The organism is Paraburkholderia atlantica, from assembly GCF_009362785.1.
In the GTDB taxonomy this organism is placed as follows: Bacteria; Pseudomonadota; Gammaproteobacteria; order Burkholderiales; family Burkholderiaceae; genus Paraburkholderia; species Paraburkholderia atlantica.
Window position 1 is genome coordinate 56475 of the sequence record NZ_WHNQ01000016.1, and the last position, 26035, is coordinate 82509.

Annotated in this window: 26 protein-coding genes; 20 read left to right on the plus strand and 6 right to left on the minus strand. The window is 61.8% G+C overall.

Annotated elements, in window-relative coordinates; all coding sequences use genetic code 11:
- Positions 1-12: 12 nt before the first annotated feature.
- From GCT19_RS22300 to GCT19_RS22340, 9 genes are read left to right on the plus strand one after another with little or no spacing between them, the layout of a single operon-like run.
- Positions 13-276, plus strand: coding sequence for a conjugal transfer protein (locus tag GCT19_RS22300; RefSeq protein WP_035490446.1), 264 nt, complete (start codon positions 13-15; stop codon positions 274-276).
- Positions 270-2732 (plus strand): VirB4 family type IV secretion system protein, encoded by a 2463-nt coding sequence (locus GCT19_RS22305; protein WP_018432933.1) that lies wholly within the window; start codon positions 270-272, stop codon positions 2730-2732. Before GCT19_RS22300 ends, GCT19_RS22305 begins: the two co-directional genes overlap by 7 nt.
- 10 nt (positions 2733-2742) lie before the next feature.
- Positions 2743-3477 carry a type VI secretion protein gene (locus GCT19_RS22310; RefSeq protein WP_018432934.1) on the plus strand — a complete coding sequence of 245 codons (735 nt, stop codon included), beginning with the start codon at positions 2743-2745 and terminating at the stop codon, positions 3475-3477.
- A 17-nt stretch (positions 3478-3494) separates the two neighbouring features.
- On the plus strand, positions 3495-4535 hold the full coding sequence (locus tag GCT19_RS22315) for a type IV secretion system protein (protein ID WP_227717620.1): 1041 nt from the start codon (positions 3495-3497) through the stop codon (positions 4533-4535).
- Entirely contained in the window at positions 4532-5824 is a 1293-nt protein-coding gene (locus GCT19_RS22320) for a TraI domain-containing protein (RefSeq protein ID WP_018432936.1), read from the plus strand. The genes GCT19_RS22315 and GCT19_RS22320 overlap by 4 nt, the downstream gene beginning before the upstream one ends.
- The gene (gene traD / locus GCT19_RS22325) at positions 5821-7692 is read left to right on the plus strand and encodes a conjugative transfer system coupling protein TraD (RefSeq protein ID WP_018432937.1); all 1872 of its coding nucleotides are present in this window, start codon (positions 5821-5823) and stop codon (positions 7690-7692) included. The genes GCT19_RS22320 and traD overlap by 4 nt, the downstream gene beginning before the upstream one ends.
- 10 nt (positions 7693-7702) lie before the next feature.
- Positions 7703-8221 (plus strand): hypothetical protein, encoded by a 519-nt coding sequence (locus tag GCT19_RS22330; RefSeq protein ID WP_018432938.1) that lies wholly within the window; start codon positions 7703-7705, stop codon positions 8219-8221.
- Positions 8178-8462 carry a hypothetical protein gene (locus GCT19_RS22335; RefSeq protein WP_026228187.1) on the plus strand — a complete coding sequence of 95 codons (285 nt, stop codon included), beginning with the start codon at positions 8178-8180 and terminating at the stop codon, positions 8460-8462. Before GCT19_RS22330 ends, GCT19_RS22335 begins: the two co-directional genes overlap by 44 nt.
- Complete coding sequence (locus tag GCT19_RS22340) at positions 8452-9057, plus strand: DUF4400 domain-containing protein (RefSeq protein ID WP_018432940.1); 606 nt, start codon at positions 8452-8454, stop codon at positions 9055-9057. Before GCT19_RS22335 ends, GCT19_RS22340 begins: the two co-directional genes overlap by 11 nt.
- 84 nt (positions 9058-9141) lie before the next feature.
- Here GCT19_RS22340 and GCT19_RS22345 read toward each other — a convergent pair whose 3' ends face one another.
- Positions 9142-9543 carry a hypothetical protein gene (locus tag GCT19_RS22345; RefSeq protein ID WP_018432941.1) on the minus strand — a complete coding sequence of 134 codons (402 nt, stop codon included), beginning with the start codon at positions 9541-9543 and terminating at the stop codon, positions 9142-9144.
- Between the two features lie 304 nt (positions 9544-9847).
- Here GCT19_RS22345 and GCT19_RS22350 point away from each other — a divergent pair, with 304 nt between their 5' ends.
- From GCT19_RS22350 to GCT19_RS22360, 3 genes are read left to right on the plus strand one after another with little or no spacing between them, the layout of a single operon-like run.
- Positions 9848-10735: an ATPase gene (locus GCT19_RS22350; RefSeq protein ID WP_152853159.1), complete on the plus strand. Its 888-nt coding sequence runs from the start codon at positions 9848-9850 to the stop codon at positions 10733-10735.
- Between the two features lie 13 nt (positions 10736-10748).
- The gene (locus GCT19_RS22355; RefSeq protein ID WP_018432943.1) at positions 10749-12455 is read left to right on the plus strand and encodes an ATP-dependent helicase; all 1707 of its coding nucleotides are present in this window, start codon (positions 10749-10751) and stop codon (positions 12453-12455) included.
- Between the two features lie 18 nt (positions 12456-12473).
- On the plus strand, positions 12474-13199 hold the full coding sequence (locus tag GCT19_RS22360) for a hypothetical protein (protein WP_018432944.1): 726 nt from the start codon (positions 12474-12476) through the stop codon (positions 13197-13199).
- Positions 13200-13286: 87 nt separating this feature from the next.
- Here the strand turns inward: GCT19_RS22360 and GCT19_RS22365 are convergent, their stop codons facing one another.
- From GCT19_RS22365 to GCT19_RS22380, 4 genes are read right to left on the minus strand one after another with little or no spacing between them, the layout of a single operon-like run.
- Positions 13287-13799: a hypothetical protein gene (locus GCT19_RS22365; protein WP_018432945.1), complete on the minus strand. Its 513-nt coding sequence runs from the start codon at positions 13797-13799 to the stop codon at positions 13287-13289.
- Between the two features lie 40 nt (positions 13800-13839).
- Positions 13840-14232, minus strand: coding sequence for a bactofilin family protein (locus GCT19_RS22370; RefSeq protein ID WP_018432946.1), 393 nt, complete (start codon positions 14230-14232; stop codon positions 13840-13842).
- 9 nt (positions 14233-14241) lie between these two features.
- On the minus strand, positions 14242-15105 hold the full coding sequence (locus GCT19_RS22375; RefSeq protein WP_227717621.1) for a hypothetical protein: 864 nt from the start codon (positions 15103-15105) through the stop codon (positions 14242-14244).
- A 56-nt stretch (positions 15106-15161) separates the two neighbouring features.
- On the minus strand, positions 15162-15761 hold the full coding sequence (locus tag GCT19_RS22380) for a hypothetical protein (protein ID WP_018432948.1): 600 nt from the start codon (positions 15759-15761) through the stop codon (positions 15162-15164).
- A 634-nt stretch (positions 15762-16395) separates the two neighbouring features.
- Between GCT19_RS22380 and GCT19_RS22385 the strand changes: the two genes are divergently transcribed.
- The 7 genes from GCT19_RS22385 to GCT19_RS42855 all read left to right on the plus strand — a co-directional run bounded on the left by GCT19_RS22385 (position 16396) and on the right by GCT19_RS42855 (position 23237).
- Positions 16396-16662 carry a DUF7696 family protein gene (locus GCT19_RS22385; RefSeq protein WP_018432949.1) on the plus strand — a complete coding sequence of 89 codons (267 nt, stop codon included), beginning with the start codon at positions 16396-16398 and terminating at the stop codon, positions 16660-16662.
- Positions 16659-18062, plus strand: coding sequence for a recombination directionality factor (locus GCT19_RS22390; RefSeq protein ID WP_026228188.1), 1404 nt, complete (start codon positions 16659-16661; stop codon positions 18060-18062). The genes GCT19_RS22385 and GCT19_RS22390 overlap by 4 nt, the downstream gene beginning before the upstream one ends.
- Positions 18063-18186: 124 nt before the next feature.
- On the plus strand, positions 18187-19605 hold the full coding sequence (locus tag GCT19_RS22395) for a metallophosphoesterase family protein (protein WP_018432951.1): 1419 nt from the start codon (positions 18187-18189) through the stop codon (positions 19603-19605).
- Between the two features lie 219 nt (positions 19606-19824).
- Positions 19825-20415 carry a hypothetical protein gene (locus tag GCT19_RS22400; protein WP_018432952.1) on the plus strand — a complete coding sequence of 197 codons (591 nt, stop codon included), beginning with the start codon at positions 19825-19827 and terminating at the stop codon, positions 20413-20415.
- Positions 20403-22724 (plus strand): SMC family ATPase, encoded by a 2322-nt coding sequence (locus tag GCT19_RS22405; RefSeq protein ID WP_152853161.1) that lies wholly within the window; start codon positions 20403-20405, stop codon positions 22722-22724. Before GCT19_RS22400 ends, GCT19_RS22405 begins: the two co-directional genes overlap by 13 nt.
- An 86-nt stretch (positions 22725-22810) precedes the next feature.
- On the plus strand, positions 22811-23017 hold the full coding sequence (locus GCT19_RS22410; RefSeq protein WP_084598303.1) for a hypothetical protein: 207 nt from the start codon (positions 22811-22813) through the stop codon (positions 23015-23017).
- A 61-nt stretch (positions 23018-23078) separates the two neighbouring features.
- Complete coding sequence (locus GCT19_RS42855; protein WP_157646285.1) at positions 23079-23237, plus strand: hypothetical protein; 159 nt, start codon at positions 23079-23081, stop codon at positions 23235-23237.
- Between the two features lie 185 nt (positions 23238-23422).
- Here GCT19_RS42855 and GCT19_RS22415 read toward each other — a convergent pair whose 3' ends face one another.
- Complete coding sequence (locus GCT19_RS22415) at positions 23423-24697, minus strand: RNA-guided endonuclease InsQ/TnpB family protein (protein ID WP_152853162.1); 1275 nt, start codon at positions 24695-24697, stop codon at positions 23423-23425.
- Positions 24698-24796: 99 nt separating this feature from the next.
- Here GCT19_RS22415 and GCT19_RS22420 point away from each other — a divergent pair, with 99 nt between their 5' ends.
- Complete coding sequence (locus tag GCT19_RS22420; protein WP_018432955.1) at positions 24797-25621, plus strand: hypothetical protein; 825 nt, start codon at positions 24797-24799, stop codon at positions 25619-25621.
- Positions 25622-26035: the final 414 nt, after the last annotated feature.

Genomic DNA, 26035 nt, shown 5'->3' on the forward strand with positions numbered 1-26035 from the left:
CTGCCGCGCCAGATGGGTGGGGCAGATCGTGGTCTCGCGATCGCCAACGGCACGATGACCATGCTGCTCTGCTACACCAGCATGACGCCAACCTTCCTCGTCGTTGGCATCGCTGTTCACTGGCTGCTGCGCTGGAAAAGCTCGAAAGATCCGTGGTGGAAGCAGGTCATGCTCGTCTACAACCGCTACGCGGACGTGTATGAGCCCCTGCCGACCGCGAAGTTTTCGGCCCGGTTCAAACGTCCCTATGGATTTGATCAGGACCTGCCATGCTGAAGAAGAGCCTGAAGCGCCGCTCGATCCAGGAGATCGCCCCGTGGGCGACGATGGTCACGCCCGAACTGATCCTCGACAAGGACGGGTCGCTCCTGACCGTCTATACGTTCGAAGGCGTGGACGCCGACAGCCCGAACGCCTCCGATATTTCGGCCGCGCGCGACAACCTGGATCATGCCTGCAAGAATTTCGACCACCGGATCACGGCGTGGTGGAAGCTCTCGCACCGGCGCGTCAAGGGGGACATCGGTGGGACATTCGGTTCCTCGATGGACGCGCGTGTCGACGAAATCAACCGCGCTCATGTCGCGAGCGGCCGGTACTTCCGCAACACGCATTCGCTCGCACTCGCCTTCACGCCCGAGACCGGCGTCAACAAGATCTTCGAGAAGGTCGCGTATCACATGACGGTGGGCGGCAAATCGATGCCGCTCGCGATCTTCGAGACGATCAAGGACTCGGTGCTTGCGCGCAGTGCCTTCGCCTTTGATATCGAGCGGCTGACGTCTGACATCAAGCGGTTCGAAGGCGTGATCGATGCGTTCAACGGTGGTGTCACGCGACTGAGGATGAAGCGCCTGCAGTTGCAGCACGCGCTCGCGTTCCTTCATCAGGCGGCCAATCCGTCGGTGCCGCCTCGGCGCGTGCGGTATCCCGTCACGATGCTCGATACGCACCTGACGGAAAGCGAAGTCACGATCGGTGCCGACACGCTGATGTTCGAATCGGCGCACGGCAAACGGTACGCGAAGATCATCGCGGTCAAGGAGTGGATGGGCTTTCAGGAGGCGGCGCTCGACGTGCTCGCGGAAGTCGACGCCGAACTGGACGTGTGCGTGATGTTCCGCTTTCTGGACACAACGAAGGCAAGCGCGTACATCGAGAAGATTCGCAAGTTTTACAAGGTCGCAGCGTTCAACCCCTGGTCGATCCTCAAGGCCTATTTCTCGAAAGAGGAGCAGAAAAACGACGAAGGCCGAGAGCGTCTCGCTGATGAAGCGGAAAAGGCGCTGGCGAAGCTCGTCGCGGACGGGCAGCAGTATGGCTTTGCGAACGTCTCGGTGATCGTCTATGGCGATACCATCGAGGAATGCGACGACGCCACGCGCGAAGTGATCGGCCGCATCGGCAACGCAGGCTTCGGCGTGATCCTCGAGCGCGACAATCTGTTTGCCGCATGGCAGACGACCCTGCCGGGCCGGTGGGACCAGCAGAGGCGATTGCAGTTTGTCGAAACGCCGGCCGTGTCCGACATCGCCCCGGTGCGCAGCGTCTCGGAAGGCGACACGGTCAATGCGTGGCTCACGCAGCAGTCCGGCGAGAAGACCGGGCCGCTCACGATGCTGCCGACGCGTCACAAGACGCTGCAGCGTGTGAGTCTGCACCATCCGGGCGGCAAGTCGCACGCGCTCGTGATTGGCCCGATCGGCGCGGGCAAGTCGATCTTCCTGAATTTCCTGGTGTCCCAGACCGGGCGCCACAAGGCGCGGCGAATCCGGTTCGACAAGGACCGCTCGACCCGCATCCCGACCCTGCTCGCGGGCGGACGGTTCGTCGACGCAACGGGGCGCTTTGAGGCCGGGACCTCGGTCAATCCGCTTTCGCTGCTGCACGATCCAAAGCACTTCCCGTACATCGCCGAGTGGCTGCAGATTGCGATCGAGGACGATGACTTCCGATGCTCGCCGCAACAGCAGCGCACGATCTTCGAGAAGGTCACAGTCATGGGAACAGGCTACCCGCGCGACCTCTGGACACTGTCCAACCTGAACGTGCTTCTGCCGATCGAGCTGCGCGAGCGGCTCGCCGTCTGGACCCAGGGCGAAAAGAATGGCCGGTTTTTCGACCACGTCGACGATGCCTTCTCGCTGTCCGACGACATCTCGATCGAAATGGGCGACCTGTTCCAGAACTATCCGGTGGCCGCGGCGCTGTTCATGGATTACGCGTTCTACCGTATCGCGCAGTGGCTCGATGGCAAGCGCTATACGGTCATCGAGGTGGAGGAGGCGGGCTTCTTCTTCCAGTATCCGCGCTTCTATCAGCGGCTGGAAATCTGGGCGGTCACGATCCGCAAGCTGAATGCGACGCTACTGCTCGCGACGCAGTCGCTCTCCCAGGTGGCGCGGATTCCGAACTTCGAAATTCTCAAGGAAAACATTCCGAACATTTTCTATCTGCCCAACAAGGATGCGAAGAACAACCTGCATCTGTATCGCGACCTGTTCGGGCTGACGGAACACCAGATCGACATGCTGGCCAACGCCGTGCCGAACCGCGATTACCTGTGGGTGACGCCGGACCAGACCCGCATGCTGCAGGCGAGCTTCCCGAAGGAAACGCTCGCGGTGCTGCGCTCGGACGGCCGCGCGCAGGCGGTGCTCGACAGGCACTACACGTCCGGCGCACCGGACTGGCGCGAGGCCTACGTGCGCGAAATGCTGACTCTCGACTAGGAAACCCACGATGAAAATGATCCTTGGCCGCCTGACGCTTGCCGCAGGCCTGATGCTCGGTATGTCGCACGCTGCGTACGCCCAGTTCGCGGTCATTGACGCGGCTAACCTCGCGCAGAACATCATCACTGCGGCGAAGGCCGTCAAGACCGAGATCTATCAGGACAGCAACATCGTCTACCAGTACCAGATGATGGCAAACCAGCTGCTGCAGGCGACGAACCTCGACCCGTCTGCCATGAAGGCGCAATATGACCAGATCACGGGCGACATCAGCAAGTACACGCAGCTTAAAAGCACCCTGACTGACATGTACGGTGATCTCAACGAGGGCAGTCAGTGGATCAACCACGTCCAGACACTGATTTCCCGCTCGGGCAAGTCGAATTCGCAGTGGTTCTCCGACATGGCAACGCTCTACAACCAGCGTGATAACGAGGCCACGCGTCTGTTCCAGACAGGCAATGATGTCATGGTGCACGCCCAGACGCTGGCCAAACGCCGCCAGGAACTGCAGTCGCAGATGTCGCTCACGCCGACGCAACAGGCAACCGCTGAGATGACGACGCATTACCTGGACATTGTGTCGAGCCAGATGAGTGATCTGCTGCAGATGACGGCTGGCAAGCAGCAGCAGGATGCGCAGAAACAGTCGGTTGCCAACGAGGATGACCGGAACCGCTCGGCGGCCGCGAAAAGCTTCCTGGATCAACAGGACGCAGAACGCGCGTCCTATGGCTTCTGATGCGGGCAGGGCTGAACATGCTTCGCTATCTGAACCGGCTTTTTCTGACGGTGCTGGTGCCGCTGTGTGTGTTCGCGTGTCCAGGGTTTGCGCTTGCAGACGAACCTACGACCCTGCCGGACGGCACCGTGGTGCCAGCGTCCAATACACCCAGTCCGTCGAGCTCGGGCGCCACGGCTGCCTCGCTGGTCAAGCCGGGAGAACTTGGGCAGGCCAATGCGAATGCGATGGCGAAGCTCAACGCGATGTTTGCGGCGGTGGTCAGTGCCGCCGCTGATGCAAGCCAGAGCATCAGCCAGGAATCGGACAAGTTCGCCAGTGGCCTTGCCGTCATCACGATCGTGCTGGCCGCGATCCGCTTCGCCGCGACGAAAGACCCCGTCATGGCGTGGGTCGCGCTGTTCGAGGAACTCGGGATGCTCGGCATTTTTGCATCGTTCTACATCGGGTACGCGACCTGGGTGCCATCCTTCTACAAGTGGTTCGTGACACTGTCGTCAGAGATTGCCGGTGGCACGAACATGGGCAGTTCGGTCAGCATCATCGGCAATGCCGCCAGCCAGCTTTTCGACTCGGTCATCAAGGCTTTCAAGGGTGCCGCATGGACCGAGTACATCTCGGTGCTGATCGGCGTCATTCCGCTCCTTCTTGCGTGGCTCGTCCTGTCGATCACGGCCGTCGTCTTCGTGTTCTACATCAACGTGGGGCAGTTGCAGTTCGCGTGCGGCGCGGTGATGGGCCAGATCGCCTTTGCGCTCGGATTCTCATCGTTCACGCGCAGCTACTTCAAGTCGTGGCTCGACTTCATGATCACCGCGGGCATGTATATGGTCGTGGCCGCCATCATGATGAAACTCGTCACGGGCAGTCTGGTCAATGCGGTCCAGCTTGCGACCACGGCGGGGTTGACCACGTCACTCTCTGCCGGCTACGTCTTCGACCTTGCGTTTTTCGTGTTCCTGGTGTCGTTCGAGATTCCAAAAATCGCCGGAATGTTCGGGGGCGGCACCGGAGCAACCGGCGGGGCGCTGGCCAAACTGGCGAAGCCGCTGCTATGACCGCGCATACGCCTATGACCGAGGACGCGCTGATCGGCGAGTATCAGCGTCGCGTGGACCTGATTGCGCAGTGTGCGAACGAAGCCAGCCAGAGCGAGCTGGAGCGCAAGTGGCTCGCCGTGCTGCGCGCCTGCGCGTCGTGGTTCTCGTCGTTGCCACTGAGCCCGGATCTGTACCGCGAACCGGGCGGCGCCTTTCGCGCCACGATCGAGACCGCGTTCTACGCCATGCGGCTCGCTGGCGGCCAGAAGTTCGGCACCAATCTGCCTTCGGAAAAGCGCCGCCGCATCGAGCCGCAGTACAACCATGCGGTGTTTCTGGCCGCCGTGTGCTCGCGGCTTGACGAACCGTACCGCCATTTCGCCATCGAGCGGGACAGCGACCGTGCGCTGTGGAATCCACCGGTTCACGGTCAGTTCGGCCCGTGGCTGGCCGGATCGTCATATCGCCTCACCCGGCGCGACACCCCGCTGCCGGTCGAACGGATGCGCACCGGCATGCTGGCCCAGCTGCTGGTGGGCTCCGGGCTGCTCGCCGGTCTCGACGCCGAGGTGCTCGCCGAACTCTTTGGCGCGATCAATCCGAACATGCGGCCGATCGAGGCCGAATCGCTGCTGCACAAGGTGGTCCGCCAGGGCGTGAGCACGGCCGACGAGTTTGACCGCAAGGCGCAGCGTGGTGTGTTCGCACCGGTGCAGTTTGCTGTGCCATCGGCCGTCCACGTCGCGGCCGAGCTGGAGCCAGTGTCATCGCCGGGAGCACCGGTACCAGGTGCGAGCGCGGCAGCACCACACAATCCGCCCCCAACGTCGGCTTCCCCCGGTCCGACGGAAGCGCAGGCGGCGGCTGTTGTGACACCGGCAGGCATGACCGTCGAACCGTCGACGGGCGAAATTCTGTCCGCCACGCCTGCGGATACGCCAGTTGTGCCGTCGCGGGCACCAGTGTCCGCCGCGGTCGATCCGACCGCCATGCGCCCACTATCAACGACGGCGAGTCAACCGAAGGCGTCGAACGCGCCGGCGTTCGATGAAGTCCTCAAGGGCGTGCCCGGGTCCGTGCGCGAATTTTTTCAGGCACTCAGTGAAGACGTCGCCAGTGGCAAGGCGGCCGTGCAATGGACCGAAAAGGGGCTGGTCGTGCCCAAGCGGCTGATCGGCAGCTACGGCATCGCCGCCAGCACCCTTGTTGAACACATGCGCAAGCGCAGCCTGATGGTCGCCGATGCGCCAACCGAAGTCACCCTCGCGCCGCGCGCGGGACAACTCATACTCGCGAGCCCAGCGTGACCAGCTACATCAACCATTTCAGGCCAATCTACGAAGTTCGCGCAGCGGTGTTCTGGCTGGCGGCGATCGTGCTGTTGCCCATCTCGGGCATGCCCTATGGCTGGGCGTTCGCACTGGTCGCAATTGCGTTTCTGGCGCTGCGTTCCATGCAGATCTGGCGCGCACTGACTTTCCGCATGGCTATCTCGACCAAATGGCTGACGACGCTCGAGGTGCCAAAGCTCCTTCAGATCCAGAAGCGGATGCGCACCGAAGCGAACTCGATGTATCTCGGCATCGGCTACGAGTGGACGCAGAAGCATTGCCAGATCGCACATGACATCCTGCGCATGCCGACGACCGATATTCCCGGTCTGCCGCGCTGGCTCAACAGGACGAAAACCGGCCGCCGGATCGAAGAAGCCATCGAGGGCATGTTCGCGCCGAAAGACAGCATCCGCGATCGCATGCCGCAGGGCTCCTCATGGATTCACGGCATGGAGCCGAAAAAGGCGCTGGTGCCGTTTCACTACAAGGCGATGGGCGGTCACACCCTGGTTGGCGGCACGACGGGCGCCGGCAAGACCCGCACCTATGAGGTTATCTCCACCCAGGTCATTCACCTCGGCGACGTGCTCATCATCGTCGACCCGAAGAACGACGCCGAGTGGAAGCGGCGCGTCGAGAAGGAATGCCAGCGCGCAGGCCGGAAGTTCCTGTACTTCAACCAGGCGAAGCCGTCCGAGTCGATCCGGCTGAACCCGATCGAAAACTGGTCGCAGCCGTCGGAAATCCCGAGCCGGATCGCCCAGCTGATGGAGGAGGGGCCGTTCCGGGACTTCGCTTTCCTGTTCATCGACCGTGCCGTGAAGGGCGAGCTCTACATCGGCGACAAGCCGACCCTGCGCTCGATCCTCAAGTATGCGCAGTCGGGCATCACGTCGCTGCTCGAAAAGGCGTTAAAGCGCTTCTTCGTTGAACAGAATCTGCTCGACTGGGAGCAACAGGTCGCCACCGAAACGACCCGGCAGGGTCAGCGCAACAATGCCGCCACGCTCGTCGACGGGATGATCGGGCTTTACAACGCCCAGTTCGCGTCGCAGGAGCGAGGCAACGAAGCGATCGACGGGCTGATAGCCACGCACGTGCACGACCGCGAGCACTACATGCGCATCATCGCCTCGGCGCTGCCGCTGCTGCAGATGCTCGCCACGGGCGAGACGGGCCTGATGCTCGCGCCCAAGGCGGATGACTTCGACGACGAGCGCGAAATCTGGGATATCGACAAGGTCATCAAGCAGAAGGCCGTCCTGTACATGGGCCTCGATTCGTTGTCGAACAACATCGTGCAGAAAGCGATCGCGTCGATGATCCTGTCGGACGTGGCCGCGGTGTGCGGGTCCATCTATAACTTCTACGATTCGCCGCCCGAAGTGGTGCTGATCATCGACGAGATTGCAGAAGCGATCAACGAGCAGGTGATCCAGATTCTCAACAAGGGGCGCGGCGCTGGCTTCAAGGCGTTCGTCGCATTCCAGGCGCGAGCGGACCTGGAAGCGCGGCTCGGAAACGCCGCCAAAATGCTGCAGGTTTTGGGCAATCTGAACAACCAGATCATCCTAAGATTGGAAGACAGCGATACCGCGCAGTGGTTTTCCGACAAGGTCGGCGAGACCGCGATTCGCAACCTGACGCTCACAGGCAGTACGAGCACGGGCAGCGAAGCGCATATCGGTGAATTTACCGGGTCCGTTTCACGTTCGCTTCAACTGGAGAAGGTTCCGCTGATCCCAACCCGTCTGATTCACGGCCTGCCCAACCTGCAGTACTTCATGCGCATTTCGGGTGCCGCCGTCTATCAGGGCCGTATTCCCATCCTTCAAGGCTGAAAACCTACGCATGTCTGCCGTATTCAAAAAAATCATCCGCGAACACAAGCTGTCCTCCCGCCTGATTCCCGTCTTCACGGTGGCGCCGGAGCTTGAACTCGCCTGCGCCCGCGTGGCCGATTTCATCGGGGAAAAGTTCATGGGCGAGAGTGAGCCGCTCGTCAAGGAGATGCTGGACTGCGGGATCGCCGCCTACAAGCGTACCCGCAAGACGGGCAACCCGCACATCGCATTCATGCAGGGGCTATTCTCCCGCGCTCACCTGCTGTACGCGCGCCGTTACGTGGCGATTGACGGCGAGCGCTATCACGTCTGGCCGCCGATGTTCGAGCCGGTGACCACGTTCGAGGCACGCTACGGCAAGCTTGAAACAGGCATGTTCGACGAGCGCTGCCCCGAATCGGTCACGCAGCGCTCGGCCGCCTTCCAGCTGGCCGCGCGCGCGCTGACGGGCGAAAACTTCCGACTCTATTTCGAGGACTACGATGTCGCTCACGCCTTTTCTGATAGCGAAGCTATCGAGGGTTGAACCGGGCGTCGTGCGCCGTGCGATGTCGACGGCCAGCGCGATCGACGAGATCGAAGGCGGGCGACCGGCCGAGTTCTCGCGCGGTCCGAACGCGACCGCGTTCGCACTGGCGCTCTTTGTGGCGCGGCGGCCTGTGCATTTCTATCTTGGCCTCGCGGGGCTCGTTGGCTTTCCGGTCTATCTTCTGGTGCGGATCGGCTCATTCCTGATCGGGTGGGGGATGCACATCCATGGCCAGTAGCCGGTTCGTCTCCCACGTCAAGTGGTGGTTCTTCTTCGTGCCGTTGCTTGCCGTGTTCATCATGCCGGCCATTCCTGAGCCGTCGCTTTTCTCGGTGCCGGCCGAGGAAGCGGAGTCGGTCGCAGCAATTCTCGGTGTGGACAGGGCCGACGAAGTGGTCGAGAAGACCAACCAACGGTTCAAGGCGTGGTTCGTGCAAACGGGTCTGGTCCGCGCAACCATCGACGCGACGGGAGGCGGTGATATGGGCGATGGGGGAGTGTCCGAGTTCGCCCACACCTGGGTCCACAACTTCTGGCGCGAGCTGTACCGGGTCGTGTATCGGGCGACCGTCATGAAGCTCTGGATTTTCGGCACGCTGGTCTTCTGTCTTGCGGCGTTCTTCGACGGTGCGATGCGTCGCAAGATCAAGGCATCAGCGGCGGGCTTCGCCAGTCCGCTGTCGTTTCACCTGGCCGGACACGGCATCCTGCTGGTGTTCGGTGTTGCCTTTGCGGTCCTCGTCGCCCCGATTCCGGTGCTCGCGCCGTGCTGGATCGCTATCGCCGCGGTCCTCGGTGCGCTGTTGTGGCACGCGGCGTCGTCCTACCAGTGATCGGCTAGCCCGAAAGCTATATGGAAGACCGCATCATTCCGGGTTAAGGCCGTCAGCCGGCTGACGGCACCCTGATTGTCCGTTTCATCTGGAGGGGCAGAGATTTTTCAGTGCCCCATACAGCCACGGTTCCTTGACCCGACCCCAGCTAGCCCCGTCAAACCGCTGTCTGGCTACCACCTCGCCCGATTCATCGAGCAACGTCGTTTCCGTGCGAATGACTGTCAGACGCTCGCAATTCACGATCTGTTGAGACACCGCCTGACTGAAGAAGACCTGTTGCTGATATGTAGGCGGGAGCCGGGTGTTGACCCGGTTAGGAAAGGTTTCCTTCTCCAGGAAGCTTGTGAGCCCGTCCTCATGACGTATTGAATCGAAATCAATGTAGACGCGATGAGGCCTGTCGATCTGCTGAACCCAGTTCTCAGCATGGGCGGCGCCGGCACTGAAAAGCAGGCACAAACTAACGACTGTTCTTTTCATCATCTCGCTCTTTCCCCGTCCTCAAATTCCCCAGGTCAAAACACGCCATAGTTTACCCGACGGTGGATTGACGTTGAAATCGCTGGCGCTTCAGGCGCTCGCAGCCGGTTCCCGAGACCAGCGGGATTGACTGGGCTCGCGGCTGCGAGCATGAACGGTGAGTGGCACTCTGCCCGGGTACGATCATCAACTGGTCGGAAAGATGCTTCAAATCACGCATGTTTTGACGGCCCGGGCGGGATGAGGCTCGCAACAATAGGGACATGCCGCGCGCGTGCGCGTGCACCTTTCCAAAGGACACCCCTACATGAGCACCATCTCCGAAGAGACGAATCCTGAAGCCCTGAGCCAGCCGTCGGCGACCGACATTCCTGTAGCAGCGGAAAACCCGGCTACCGGTGCTGATGCCGCAAGTGATTCGGCGGCGAATCAGAGTGCGACGACGGATGGCGCGGACGGCGGCGAGATTGAACTCGAGCTGCAACAGATGGAAGACGCGGCAAACACCCTTCAGAAGGAAGGGATGATCAGCGAGTCCGAAGCCGAGGAAAAGCGTGAGCAGGTTGCCCGTACGCGCAAGCTGTTCCGCGAGCTGTCTCCGGCCGAGCGCGCAGCGATCGTGCGACGCCGTCGGGAAATCGGCCGTGAGCTGATGGCGCGCCAGCTTTCCGGCGCGGCAGTAGTGGCCGCGACAGTGCGGCTGAATCACACCCGCCTGAAGCCGCTGTTCGAACAGTGGTGGCCGTACCTGAACCGCATGAGCATCAACATGCAGCGCTTCGGCCGCTCGACGTTCGGCGCTGAGGATCAGGACACGGTCACTTCGTGGCTCGAGAAGCAGGTTGCCGAGCTCGAGGCGTATGTCGATGAACAGCTTGGCGTGGCGAAGGACTTCCGCGAGAAGTCCGAGCGGAAACTGCGCGACCAGGGCGATATCGTGTTCGCCCCGACCGTGACCAAGCCGTCGCTCGCCATCGAGGTCGAGGCGTATTCGCGTTTCTCGATGCGTCTGTTGTCGCTGCTGATGAAGTTCGACAAGGTGATGGACAACTTCGATTTTCTCGTCTGGAACGGCATTCGCGACCAGTCGGACGTCGACGAGGAATCGGCGCGTTTTCTGCGCAAGTTCCATCCGATTGGCGTGCGTGGGTACATGACCCACCTGCGCCTGATGACGACGGTGCGCGGCCGCTAGGCGCGACGCAATCATGCTTGACGGCCTGAATCCCCAGCAGCGCGAGGTTGCCGAGCACCGCCGGCACTGCGTCGCGATCGCATGTCCGGGCGCGGGCAAGACCAAGACGATTGCCGCCAAGGCGGCGCTCCTCCTGTCGCAGCCTGGCGCGATCGTCGGTGCCGTCACGTTCAGCAAGGACGCTGCGGTGGAACTGCGCGATCGCATCCTGGCGCTCTCGGGCGTCCAGGCAAAGAATCGGCTCATCGCCGGCACCTTCCACTCGCTGGCGTTCCGGCAGTTGGGCCAGCCCGGCGGAAAACGGCGGGACATCGCATCCGATGGCGATCGCATGGGCCTGATTACCCGCGTCATCGCCGAACTCGGCCTCGAATGGAAGCCTGAAGAAGTCGTGCCCGTGATCGAGCGGATCAAGACCAATTTTGGTCGTGTCGAGGCCGGCACCGCCGATGCGCAACTCTATGAGGCCTATCAGGCAGCGCTAGAGCGCAACGGCAAGATCGACTTCCAGGACATGCTGCGCCTCGCGGTTGCAGGCATGGAGGCGGGCGATATCAAACCGTACCGCTTCACGGATCTGCTCGTTGACGAGTTTCAGGACACTGATCCGTTGCAGTACCGGTGGGTCGAGCTTCATGCGAAATCGGGGGCACAGGTGACGGTCGTGGGTGACGATGACCAGAGCATCTATGGCTTCCGTGCCGCGCTCGGCTTTCGCGGGATGGAGAGCTTCGCCGCGTCGTTCAATGCGCAACGGGTGGTGCTGGGCAGCAACTACCGGTGCCGCAGCGAAATCCTCTCGGCCGCCGACCGGGTGATCCGCAATAATGCCGATCGCATTCCAAAGGTGCTGCGGGCCGAACGCGGCGCCGGCGGCTCGGTCGCGACGAAGCGGTCCGACGACGAATATGCAGACGCCGTTGCCGCGGTCGAATTCCTGCAACCGCTGCTCGCGTCCGGCAAGTCGTGCGCCATTCTTGCACGCACGAACCGTATCCTTGATCCGATCGAGGCGGTTTGCCGGTCGCACGGCGTTCCCTATTTCCGCGCCTCCGGCAGCTCGGTACTGAACCGGCCGCAGGGCGCGCTCATGTGCAATCTGCTCGAAATCGTCGAAGGCCGCAAGCAGAACGGGCTTGATGCGGTCCTGGGCTACATGGGGATGAATTCTGCGCACCTGGGCTCACTGCACCGCGACATGGGCTCGGCGCTTGTACAACGACAGAAAAAGGATCTGGTCGCGCTAGGTCTGCCCGAAGAGACGGCCACCGCGTACCGCGCGTTCATGAAGCGCCTGGGCGAATGGCAACTGATGTGTGAGCGCCAGTTCTATTCGCTTGCGCTCGATGGCGTGCTGGAACTGATGATGACCTATGCGAAGGCCGATCCGGCGATTCGCGCAATCCAGGGCACATACGACGTGCTGTCGCGACTGAACAGCACGTTCGCCGAGCGGATCGAATATCTCAAACGGGACAACAACAAGCCCGCAGACGGCGCGCTCGTGCTAACCACGATGCACAGTTCGAAAGGGCTGGAGTGGGACCACGTCTGGATCACGCGCGCCGAAGAGGGTGTCGTACCGGACGAGAAAAGCACCGAATCGGAGGAGCGGCGCCTGTTCTACGTCGCGATGACGCGGGCGCGTGACAGTCTTGTCATCGCCACGATCAAGAAAAATCCCGTGTCGCGATTCGTCATCGAATCGGAAGCACGCTGATCAATATCTGGAGTTTCCATGCTCGATCGACTGCTCCGCAGGCTTGGCTATGTGCCTGTCTCATCCCTCATGCCTGTTGACGCCGCCTCGCAGGTCGTCGTCGTCGTGCCAGCGGTTGCGCCGCATCGACACCGGGCATCGGCCTTTGAGTTCGACAGGGCAAGTCTCGATGCCCTCTGCTATTCGTACAGCGACGGCAACTTCTCCTACCTCGCCGTCGGACGCGATGACTGGGCGCCGCTCGCCGTCGCAGGCTTTTCGCTCGTGAGCCAGCCGCAATGCCGTACATGGCTGAACGAGAACCTGCGCTCACGAGTCTGGGTCGGAACGGACGCGCTGGAATCCTGGCACGCGGAGAACAGGCCGGTGTTCGCAGAGGTTGGCGCGCGACCCGACCGGCAGTTCGTGTCGCCGGTGAATCTGGCGATGGTGACGGACATCGGGGAGGATCAGGTCCCGTTACTGGAGGCCAGCGAGATCGCGGAGCTGTTCGCGTTGGCGTGGCAGCGTGCCCGTGTCGCGTCGCCGTTTTTCTTTCTGGCCAATTCGGCGCAGTATGCCGCGTTGCTGGGTCACCACGCACTTCGCTTCGCCTCTGAGGCGAACGAGCACGCACTCGAAAGAGCCATCGACTGGCTCGCGACCTGGTTTGAGGCACGCGGCCTGGCGGTTGATCGGGAGCGGTCTCTCACCAACCTGCCGGGCTATCGTGCGCTTTTCCATAGGGCTCCTGCACCGCTATGACGTGGACGCGGACGTGGTCCGGCGCACATGCAAAAAATAGGGCGCTTCCCTGACGGGAGCGCCCTTTGTTCTATCGTGGCCCGGTTATTACAGGTCCGCGTGGTGTAGCTTTAGCGCGAGGCGATAATGTGCGTCGCCGAGCGGCACGTCGATAGTCTGGCCATCTGCGACCACCACGTTGCGTTTTTCGACTACCAGGCCCTTCTTGTTCACGACCTGGGAACGACAGTCGGCTGGACCGTCTTCCGACTTGCCCATAAATTCCGTGTCATGAACGGTCACGGAAACCGTTGCCTTGTTCCCGTCGACCATGGCCGGTGCGATAAACAGGCCGCGCCCGACAAACGTGCTCTCGCTTCGGAGAGTGATCGTGTTGCCCGCCTTCGTGCAATGACCATAGCCGATGTTCTCTCCGTTCGAAATAATGAACGGCGCTTTGCCATCGTCGCCAATGATCGACGAGCCAGTCACGATCGGAACGCCGTCCTTGTAGAGCGCTGCGTCCAGCTGTTCACGAACGGGTGCTGTTTCGGCTTGTGCACTGGCCATGAATGCGCCGGCAATGAGGAAAGGGCCGAAGACCTTGCTGAGACTGTGCATCCTTGATTCTCCTGGTTGAAAATAGATATACGCGCTCGCCTCAGGCATTTGATGCGGCGCGCGCCAACTGCTGAACGTTGCTTGCCGCGTTCTCTATCGTCAGATCTCTCTTGCGCTTGACCTGCCCTTCGAGAGACGCACGCGGGCCGAGACGGATCGTCCCGTAGTAGTAGACGTTGCCTATCACGCGGCCGTTGATTTCGAGGATGCCGCGTGCGTGCACGTCCCCCTCAACCGTGCCGTCGATCCGGACGTGCTCACCCTGTACCTGCCCCTTGACCATGCCGCCCTGACCAACATGCAACAGGCCGGTATTGGAGACCACGTCACCATCGACGATGCCGAAAAGGCTCAGACCGTGATCGAGAATCACGCTGCCGTGAACCGACAGGCCTGCGCAAAGCAGGGTGACGTTGGGACCTTGTGTTTTCATCGGGGGCTCCTAGAACAGTTGAACGTCGCCGGATTTCGCGGCGGGCGCTTTCGACGGCGCGGGCGTTGTGGTCGACGGCGCAGCGGGCTCGTCGTTCGCCGTCGGCTGATGACGGGTGAGGTGATGCAAGGCTCCCAAGGCTGGCCTGACCGGTCCATGCGGCTGTTCCGCGGGGACAGCGGCCGCCGTCGTGGTCGGGGCCGCAGTGGTGCCTGTCGGCGCAGTGTTCTTCGATTGCGCTGGTGCCTGAACCTGCTGTGTGATTGCCTGCTGGGCTGTCTGTGCAGCGGCACCGGGGCGTTGCGCGTGGATCGGAGAGGCCGCGGCGCGCTGTTCCGGATTGGTGGATTGGGTGGCCGCTCGAAGATCGGTTCTGGCGGTCGCGGCCGGCATCGCGAGCGAGCGTGCGTCGACGCTCGCGAGGCCGGACGGTCCGGTCGCCTTCTGCACTTCGAAGTCACTCTCGGTCAATGGCTTCGCGGGCGCCGCATTGATCGGCATCGTGCCATCGTCCACGGATTGCGCGTGGGTGGGAAGGTGCGCTGATGCGGGCGCCGCGGCGATCGGTGCCGGATGAATATTCTCGCGCGTCGCGTGCCACACTCGCGCTGCACTCATCCCCCCCAGACCAGCAAGCGCGGCAATAGCCACTGCGATCAGGGCAGGGCGTCTTGCCGTGCGCAGTGCCGCAGTCAGTGCGGCACCTTGGGAGCATAGCGATTTGCCGCCTTCGGGTGCCGGTAGCGCCGGCATCGCGGCAGTGTGGCGGGTTATGTCGATGACGACGGGTTGCCCCGAATACTGGGCGTGCAGTGCCTGAATTTGCCGTAGATCCATATGTTCCTCACAGGGTGACAAGTCGAGCGTACCCATGCGGCCACGAAGTCAAGTGGGCCGCGATCTGAAGTAGGCGTGAGAGGTCGAAGCAGTCAGCTTTCGTGGCGCTGGCCGTCGAAGTCGTACTGGTCGTTGTCGGGCATGCACACCTGAACGATGTGTTTGAGCCGGCGCTCCGCGTTCGCGAGAATGTTCGCGCGATCCTGGTCCGTGATCTTTCGCTCGATCATGCGCTCGGTGGATCGCACGAAGATCCGGTCATACTGCGTCAGGCATCGCACCAGCAGACCCGCGAGTGGACGGGTGATCGTCAGTTCGATCAGTTCGTGCGGCATTTCGAGTCGACGCGCTTCGTGGCGGGCCAGCCATTCATCGGTCTTGCCGAGCCAGTTCGCGGTGTCGCGCAACGCCTTCTCCAGCGCCTTGACCTTGCCCCCGCGCGCGACAGCAATCTTCGACGCGCAGAAGTTGTAGTCTGACCGGATGTAGTTGCGGGCGAACTGCGAGCTGTACCGAAGCACCGTTTTCGCATCGGTCTCCGGATTGATCCGCTCAATCCGGCCGTCGCTCGTGAGGCGTTCGATGGGCTTCAGCCCGCTACCGGATGCTGAAGGGACACTGAGCGCGGGGCGTCCGGCGGTGCCCTGCGGCTGCCGTTCGGGCTCGGGAGGGAAATCAAGGACTGCGGCCATGGTTATATTCAGGTGTGGTCTCTCTCACCGTCCATTTTCAACGCGAGTCCTCTGACGAATTCAGGCAAAAGCTATGCCGTTTTCGTGATCTTTCGGGGGATTTGCGGCAGCGTTTTGGGCAATACTGACTCTACTTCTCGCGTCCCTGATGCATCGACCTGACCCCGGCTAGCCCGGAGTCCATCTTCTGTCCAAGTCGTGCCCTGCGCATGCTCCGACCAGCCGGCAACTGGTGTGGAATCTTCTGCTGATGAGCGCCCAGCCCGCGCTCCCCATTCATTCAGTCATAAAACTCGTCGCCGGCCGCATTCATTTGCGCCGCGACATCGTTCGGACCCGGATCATTCGGGTGTTCTCTCTCCAGAGCCCGTCTGGGTAGAACGGTCGTAGTCGACTGATCCGTGATCCTGCGGCGGAATGAATTTTCCGAAAATGGGCTGTTGCGCAGCGTGACCATGCTGCGCGGGAACGACCTAACGTTCCCGACTGTGAGCCTCCCGGCTCCCTGAGCGCCACGACCCCAGAAGGGTTGTGGCGCTCGGGTCATTTCATCCGAATCCCGAAGCGCGCTCCTCTGACCGAGGAACGCGCTTTTTTTTCGTCCTTCAGTTCCTGTCCCGTACGGAGGTCTTCCATGCTTCCAGACCGTCTCGACCAGCGCATTGCCCAGGCGATCAGCGACACGATCGCCCAGGAACGCGCATCTGCAGATACCGCATCGCCAGCATGGCGCAAGCGGTGCGAGGTAGCACGGTTCGCGACGTTCAGCGATCCCGAGCGCCGCGTTTTTCTTTCACATGTTGCTGAACGCCGCGGCGAGGCGGCGGCGCACGAACTGGAGCAGTCGGCCAGCGAGTTGCGCACCACAGCGATCTTTTTCCTTGCGAGAAAACCCTCATGAATGCAGTTCCCAGCATGCTCAACGGCCCTGTGCGCAGTGTCGTTGAAGAACGGGCCTTGCGCCCGCCAGTGATCGGACACATCCGGCCCGGCATCAAGGTGCTCACGTCCAGAGCCCGAGCGAATGCGTGTGCCGTCGAGATCTACAACGGCATGGTCGCGGCCGGGGATTCGTTCGACACGATCGGCAAGGTGCTCGAATCGCAGTGCAACCTGAAAAACGCACTCGCGCCGAAAAACACACCGTATTTCACGTGTCGCCGCTCGGACTTCACCAATCCGGACGTCGCCGACGAAATCCTCAGGCTGTATGGCGAGGATCGTGGCGATGGACTCAAGCTCTATCGCTTTCCAGTGCTGTTCGCGTTCAACGACTGGATGCAGAACCTGCCCAACCAGATGGCCGTGTACGGCGCCAATGGTCGCAAGTTCTTCTCGCAGTATGAACGCGATGGCATCCGCTATTGCATGACATACGCGAAGATGGAGCGGGATCAGCGGGCGCAACGCGCGGTTCGCCACTTCGGCGGCCGCACCGTGATCCGGCGACAGGATGAAGCGATTCCTGATGGCATCTGTGACCCCGAACAGTGTCCGCAGTATCAGGCGCGACATTGCAACCTGTCCGCGAGTTTCATCTTCGCTGTGCCGGACATCAAGGGGCTGGGCCTCATCGAGCTGCCGACGAATTCGATCTACGTGCTTCAGAAGGCGTATTCGGCCATGCAGACCGTGCAGCTTGCCAGAGGCAAACTGACCGGGACGCGATTCTGGATCACGAAGCGCGAGTTCGACATCACGCGCATCAACGAAAACGGCGAAGCAGTTCGGGCAAAGCAGCTGCTCACGGTGCTCGACGCCGACATCGACATCGGGGCGCTGCTTGACGGCGCCGATGATGCCGTGCCGGCAATCGAAGCGGCTGGCCAGGCTGTCGCACTGCTCGAGGCCGGTGGCAACGTTGTTCCCCTTGGCGGTGGCTTTCCAGTCGCCCTTGCGGATGAGGGAACGCACGGTGAGAGCTCTGTCGACGACAGCGACCCGATGGCAGACCAACAGGCATCCGGGCAGCAACAGCCGGTACAGGCTGCAGGCGGTGCCGAACCGGGTCATGCATCGAACCCGCCTTCATCGCAAATCGACGTCAGCGCGGACGGTGTTGTCGAAACGCTCGCCGACAAGCTGGACCGTATGTCGGACCTGCTGAAGCGTCTCGGGTTAAGCGCGCAAAACCGGAAGGATGATTTCCGGCTCTTTGCGCACACCACCTATGGACGCGGATGGGTCGAGCGGCCACAGGATGTCGACAGCATGAACGAGCGTCTGGAGACGGCACTGACTGATCCCGCAGCACTCGATCGCGAGATCGCGGCGACCAGGCAGACGAAATTCTTCGACTGACCGGTCAACACTTTCCATCAGCCCTTCGGGGCTGGCTTTTTCCCTTCCTGTTCCTGCGTCCTCCCGGGCGCGTATTCCAACAATGGCTGCCCTGGGGCGGCCGTTTTCATTTCTGGAGGCGAAAGTGAAATTCGCACATTTTTCTGATCTGCATTACGCGCCCGACAATCTGGCCGAGTCCGATCGTTGCTTCAGTTTTGCTGTTGCCAACGCGATCCACAGCGGCGCTCAGGTTGGCGTGATTTCCGGCGACTCGACCGATCACCGGCTCGATGCGCATGCGCCGTCGTTGCACGCGCTCGCGACCCAGATTCACCGGCTTGCCAACGCGATGCCTGTGCTCTTGTTGCAGGGCACGTTCTCGCATGAGCCACCTGGCACGCTAGATAACTTCGCCCTCATGGGCGGCGTTCATCAGATCCATGTTGCGGATCGCGTGTCTCAGGTCGCGCTCGTCGATGGGCGTTTCTGGGCATCGAAGGGACCAGTCTTCTCGGAAGACGAACTGCGTCAGTTCAGCGGCGTCATGCCCGAAGTAGTGTTCACCTGCCTGCCCACGGTCAACAAGGGCCAACTGGCTGCGAGCGTTGGCGCGCTCGAGGCCGGTACGGGACTGGGCGATGTGCTCGCCGCATATCTGGCGGCGGCGGGCCGGGTGAACAGGCAGCTTCGCGCAGCGGGGATTCGCACGGTCGGTGTCTCGCACGGTACGGTCAACGGCTGCACGACAGAGCACGGCGTAACGATGGCGGGATTCGATCACGAGTTCTCGCTCACGGCGTTGTTCGAAGCCGAATGCGATGGCTTCATGCTGGGCCATATTCACAAGGAGCAGCAGTGGGAACGTGACGGCAGGCTGGTCGCGTATCCGGGCTCAATTGGCCGCTTCCATTATGGAGAAGAGGGCGAGAAGGGCTATCTATCGTGGGACGTTGAACCGGGCAGTGCGTCAGCAACGCTCGTCGCAACGCCTTCACGACAGATGATCTGCATGGACTTCGACGGGCCGCCGGACATGGCAAAGCTTCGGGAGCTCGCTGCGGACGCGGCCGACAAGTTCGTGCGTGTGCGCTGGCAGGTCGACGAGGAGCATCGTCAGGTAGTCGATCGGGAAGCGATCAAGGCGCTGTTTTCTGGCGCTGCGGGTCTGAAGGTCGAGTCGCGCGTACTGCCGGTGGTTCGCAGCCGTGCCCAGGGTATCAGTCTGGAGACGACCGTCGAGGGGAAGCTCGCACGCTGGTGCGAACTGGCCAGCGTTGACGCCAGCCCGCTTCAGGACCGGTTGCAACTGCTCGCCTCCGGCGACGTGGAAGCGGTCGCGGCCGGTGTGCTCGCCAGTCTTGCTTCCGGGCCTGGATTGCAGCCCGAATCGCAGCCTGCATCGCCGCCTGAAGTGACGGCGCTCGCCAAGGTGCTCACGCATCCCGCCGCATCGCTGGAGACGACGGACGAAGTCACCGCCGCTCCGGTCGGGACTGATATGAAGGCGACCGCTACACCCGCGTCGCTCGACTGGCTCAACGACGATCTGTTTGCGGCCTAGCCGCCATGGTGAGAGTGGCCGGTACGGCACTCTCACGCGGAACACAGCCGTGTTCCGGAAGCCCGCTCTCTACCAGAGGACCGCGGGCTTCCGGAACAAGGTTCACCCGCGTCCCTGACGCATCGATCGCAGTCTGCTGCATCCATCTTTGTCTATTAACCCTGGCGGGGATTCATCCCCTCAGGGATGCACTCCGCCCATCTGCTGTGGAGTGTCATCATGTTTGGTCTTTATCCCGCCGGCTCCCAATGGGTCCGGCATTTCACTGCAAACCGCTCGCCACGCGAGATCCAGAAGGTCCTCACCGACCACGCGGGCTATCGCGCGAGCATCTTTCATCTTCCCTTTGGTGAACATCGCGGCGCGGTGATCGCCCAGTCGGACCGCTTCCTGATCCTGACTGCCGCCGTCAATGCGGCAACGGCGGATCTGGCTGTTGTGCCCGACGTGCAGCTGCAGAACCTGCTGTGGTCGTTCAACACGGGCTATGCAAACCAGTGGGGCTCACGCGAGCTGCTCGCGCTCACCGGTGTCGACAACTGGGACGCGCTGATCCGGCGTACCAGCGCGGCCTATGCCGCCGTCTGCAGGACCGTTGGCGAAGTCATCGACGGGTCGCTGGAAAAGAAGGCGGCGGAAGAGGTCGCTCGAGTGGCCGCTCAGGCCGCTGCGAACGCTGCTCAACCGCCTGCCCACGTGCCTGATCCGATCGTGGGAAGGATGTTGTCCAACGACGATGATGCGCCGTGGTTGCCATCGGACTATCTGTACGATGCGCCGCTTCAGGAGGTTCAGACATGCGCCCACTGAAACTGACGCTGACGGGCTTTATTGGTGTTCGTGACGGCATGAAGCGCGACACCGTCACGCTCGATCTCGAATCGCTTCCGGCAGGCCTCATCGCGTTGACCGGCCCGAACGGTGCGGGAAAGTCCACGATTATGGACAATCTGCATCCGTACCGGATCATGCCGTCGCGCGCCGCGAAGGTGTCGGTGGATGCGTTCTCTTACTGGGACCACGTCTACGGCGCGCACGCGCTCAAGGAGTTCGAATGGGAGCATGGCGGTGTGCGGTACCGCTCGTCATTCGCATTCCGCAAGCCCGGCAAGACGGGCAAGGCTGAGTACTACCTGGCCTGGCGCAACGCGGACGGAAACTGGCAGCCCATGCAGACAGGTGACGGTACTGTCTCTGACGGCAAGGCGGAGACCTATGACCTGTGTGTCGAGTCGGTGTGTGGCTCGCTGGAGTCGTTCTTTACCAGCGTCTTTTCTGCGCAGAACCGGCGTCCGCTCGCCTCCTATGGCGCGACCGAGATCAAGGCACTGCTCGCGGAACTGCTGCATATCGATGACCTGCGCACGCTGTCGGCGAAAGCCGCCGATGTCGCCAAGGTGCTCGGTCGCGCGCTTGACACTACGCAACAGCAACTCGTTGCGCTTGGATCGAAGCGCGATCGCGTCGCCCAGATCGATCAGGCCATCGCTTCCGATGCACAGTCCGTCACCGCAACTCGCGAGAGCCGGGAGACGCTGAATGCAAAGGTAGCAACCCTGACCGACCAGCGCGCCGTTCTTGCTGCAAGGCAGACTGCCAATGCCGGTGCGCAGGCCCGCCTGCGGGAACTCGGTACGCGGCGAAGCCAGATTTCGTCGGCCATGCAGGTCCTTGTGACAGACGCGAGCGCCGACGAACGGCGCCTGAACCAGCGGCGCGCTTCGTTGCGCACGTCCATCGCGGAACACAACGCAGTGATTTCGCAACGTGACGCGATTCTGGGTGCCGCCGCGGCACGTGATACCGCCCAGGCACGTATCGCGAGCGAGGAGGCGCGTGTCGAGCCGATCCAGAGGGAGATTTCTGCCCTCGAGGAGAAGCAGCTTGCGCTGACCGTGGCAACTTCCCGTCTGAACGGTCTGGAGTCGGAAGGCACGTCGAAGATGACGCTTCTGAAGTCGCTGGAACAGCAGGCGAGTGTGATCAGTACCGTGCCCTGTGCCGGTCATGAGATGCACAACACCTGTCCCTTGCTTGCGCAGGCCCGTCAGGCGGACGTACAGGTTCAGGAGCACCGCATTTCGCTCACGAATCTGCGTGCGACGTTTCGTGCCAAACGCGATGAGGTCGCGCTGCTGACGCCTCAGGTGCAGCATCTTGAGGGCAGGCGGGCGGAGCTGAAGGCGGTCAATGATGCGATCGCGGCCGCGCGCCGTGACCTTCAGAAAGCTGTCGATCTCGCCGCACGCAAGCCGCTGCTCGATGCCGCAACCGGGGGTCTAGGCAAAGCCAGTGAAGAACTGGCCGCGCTCGAGACCGAGGAAGCCACGCTGCGTGCACGCCGCGAGGCGCAGCAGGCCCGTCTGTCGGAGGAAGCGAAGGAACTGGACGCGGAAGTCGCACGCCTCGGCGTCGACGACGTGACCGGTGCCATCGCCGATATCGACCGGCAGCTAACGCAGTGCCGTGAAGCCATCACCGCGGCCGATGCCCGGATCGAATCACTGATCCGCTCGCAGACGACGCGTGAGGTCGAGCGACAGGCGATCGCAAAGGAGCTTGCGGGATTCGACGCGACACAGTCGCGTGCGAACCGCATCTCCGATGAGATTGCCCAGTGGAAGCTGCTCGCGAGAGGCCTCGGCAACGAAGGCGTGATTGCATTGACGATCGACGATGCGGGCCCCGCCCTCACGAAGATGGTGAACGACCTGTTGCTCGCATGCTACGGCATGCGCTTCACGGTCGAGATCCAGACGCAGCGGGCGCTGGCGAGCGGTGAACTGCGCGAGGGGTTTGAAATCCTCGTGCATGACGCCGATCACGACAGCACCAAGGCAGTCACGGTGATGTCCGGCGGCCAGAAGGTCTGGATCAACGAGTGCCTGACGCGCGGCATCGCCCTGTATCTGGCAAGCAATGCTGGCCAGCCCTACCAGACCCTGTTCAGCGACGAGTCCGATGGTCCGCTCGATCCGCAGCGCAAGCTGCAGTTCATGCGGATGAAGCGGGAAGTGCTGCGACAAGGCGGGTACGAGCGGGAGTTTTTCATCTCGCAGACACCTGATCTGGTTGCGGAAGCGGATGCAGTCATTGACGTCGAGGCGCTCGCTGCCTGAGAGCTGTCATTTCCTTTCATTTCTTCACCCTGTGGGGAACGTCCCCATAGGGGCGTTCCCTCGTCTTTTTTACAACGAGGAATCCCATGCAAAACCTGTTGTTGCTGCTCATCGCAGCGAGCAGTTCGTCGCTGTGCGCGTGCACGGCTCAACCTGTGGCACACGTTGAGCCGGCCAGGCCAGCACCGACGATCGTTGTCCGCAAGCCGCGAGGCGAGCCGGGCGACTTTGTTCTCTGCAAGGATGGTCGCGTCCTGGTCTTCCCGGCCGCGCATCCGCAAACCTGTTCCTGATCGCGCGAAGCCCCGGCCTCGAAAGAGCGTCGGGGCTTCGTGCGCAAACATGGAGGTGACCATGAAGAAGCAGATCGCAGCCGCAACTGTGATCGGGGCAATGCTTGCACTTGTATGCCTGCTCTGGGAACAGCAGTCGTTTGCTGCGCTTCACAGACATCCGACGCGCGTACCAGCCAATAGTCTGTCGCCATTCGACCGGCAACTTCGTCGCGCCTGACTGCCGCAATCAAATTTTCTTTACCCCGACCGGGCAGACCTCCCGGTTGGGGAGCTCTGCCCGGCATCCCCTCAAGGAGCCGAAATTGACCTTCTCATGCAGTGATTTTCTAGATGATTTGACATCCTCCTCCCCCTCGACCTTCGGTCGCCGCTTTCGCGGGAAGGGGGAGGATTCCTACGGCGCTACGCATGAGAAACTGTATGCATAGTCACTTCGGCGGGTTCCTGCTTCACAGAGCGGCCCGACTGCACCGGCTCTCCACAGGCGATCCGGGCTGTGCATGCGCACCCGGGCGAAGCGTCGCCCGTGTCCTGCCCTTCGTCCCGCAATGCAGCCGATCCGCGGGAAAGAATGTTGATTGCACCGACCACGTCGGCATGATTTTCGTATCCGCACGCGGCGCACAGAAACTTCGCCTGAGACGTGCGGTTCTCAGCCGAGACGTGGCCGCAGCACGGGCAGGTTCTGCTCGTGTTGCGCGGGTGTACCACAACAAAGAATCCGCCGCACCACGCCGTCTTGTACTCCAGTTGCCGACGAAACTCTCCCCAACCCTGATCGAGAATCGCCTTGTTGAGTCCCGACTTTGCACGCACGTTGCGTCCCGGTGCTTCGAGCGTTCCCGATGCGGACTTCGACATGTTGCGCACTTTCAGGTCTTCGACGGCGATCATCGCGTGGTTTTTGCTGATCGTGGCCGAGGCCTTGTGCAGGAAGTCCGAACGGACATTGGCGATACGCGCGTGGATGCGCTGGATACGGGCCTTCGCTTTCTTCCAGTTGGCCGAACCCTTGACCTTGCGCCCCATGCGGCGCTGGTACTTTGCGAGACGCTGTTCGTGCTTTCTGAAACTGTTGAGCGGTGCGATGAACGTGCTGTCGCTCAGCGTGGCGAAGCGCGTGATGCCGACATCAATCCCGACGGCCGGACCGTGAGGCACAGACGCCTCGACTTCACGCGTCGTGAGGATAGAGACGTACCACTTGCCGGCGTGCAGCGACACGGTTGCGCTGCGGACCTCGCCAGGCACCGCACGGCTATTGCGATAGCGCAGCCAGCCGAGTTTCGGAAGCCTGACGCAGCCGTTCGCACAATCGACCTCGACACGCTGCGGAAACCGGAAGCTATCGCGTTCTCCCTTGCGCCTGAAGCGCGGAAAACTGGCGCGACCATCGAAGAAGTTGGTATAGGCGCGCTCCAGATCCTTGAGCGCCTGCTGGCCGACTTGCGAATGCAGGTCGGCCAGCCACGGCGTATCTGTGCTGTTGCGCCATTCGGTGAGCTGTTTGCACAGCCCGGAGTATCCGAGCTTCTTCTCGCCGCCTTTGTAGCGCTCAACCTGCAACGCCAGCGCCCTGTTGAAGACGAACCGGCACGCGCCCGCGAACTGGCACATCTTGCGCACCTGTTCACCGGTCGGCATCAGTTCGAATTTGAAGGCTTGAAGTCGTTGCATATGCACAGGATATCAGCATGCTGACGTTGTCAAGGACGCCTGCGGCGTCCGCGCTTTCCATCCCCGCCGTGAACGACGGGGCTTTCCGCGCTTTTGGTAATGCGCAGTCTCGTCCATTCACAGGCGATCACAGAGGCCGAAATTCCTGCCGATGATCCCGGCAAAGCCGCAGACGTTGCGACCGCGGCAATCGTGGCGATGCATCGTGCAGGCCTGTTCGCACGCTTCATGCGCGAGCTGCTGAACGCAGTGGAAACGTTAGGAGCGGTCGCTGAGGCCCACGGTGTCGACGCGCTGGTCTTCCTGTTCGATCTGCAGGCGGCGATTCTCAACGATACCTCTGTCGATGCGCACGCAGGCATCGACGGTCGCATCGTCGAACTCGTATCTCAACTGCCGTCGGCCGCCGAATGGATGAAGCATATCCGGAAGGAAGGGCATGAGATCGACACTCGCTTTGGGGCTACCGCTCTGCTGGAGAGCCGCAGAGTGCTGGAAAGCGGAGATTGTCGATCGCCGGACCATGAGTTCAAAAACTTCCACCGGCTGCTTTGCGAGCGCTTCGAGTACCCTCACGATGAGATTGACTGGAAACGCGATCAGCTTTCGCTGATCGAATGGATCGCGAATCGCCAGTCGACCCCGGTCAGTGCGCAGCCTGTTCCGACCATCCGGGTTAGAGCGGACGGCGACGCGAATTTATATCATCTTCTGGACGGCGAGGACTGGGTTGCCGCCGTGCAGATGAATGGCAGGTTCACGGTGCCGATGCAGGAAGCCATGCTGCAGAAGTTTGCCGAGCTGTTGCGCAATCCATGCGGTCCTCACTCGTCGGACATGAACAACGCGGTTCCTCATCATGTCCGGGACCAGGTGAAATGGGCGCTGAACCGGTTACGTGAACATGAAGCCGCGCTTCACTAGGTTCAGCTGGCACGTGGGAATGGCCACATCCTGGCACTGGAACTGAAGGACAGGGAAGAGGCGATCAGGCACGCAATGAAAAGGATTAACGAATTCCGGGGCATGGCTACGAAAAATGGTGTGGATGCTGAAGCGTTCATCCATTCCATTGGCGGTCTTCCCGATCTGGAGAGGTTCGGATACCGGACCAGCTAACCGGTACTACCATGAAACCGCCCGTCGAGCGTCCCCTTCCCGGGGTCGCCCGACGGCATTTTTTTTGGTGCTCGCGCAGTCGGCGCCGGATTAGCGGCTCGTCTTCGGTCGAAAGAGACCACTATTTCCGCATCTTTCCCCGTGGCCACGCCCGCGCACTGGACTTACCCTTTGTGAATCTTCTGCGCGACTGGCGCATCGACCGGCCCGCCTCGCGGG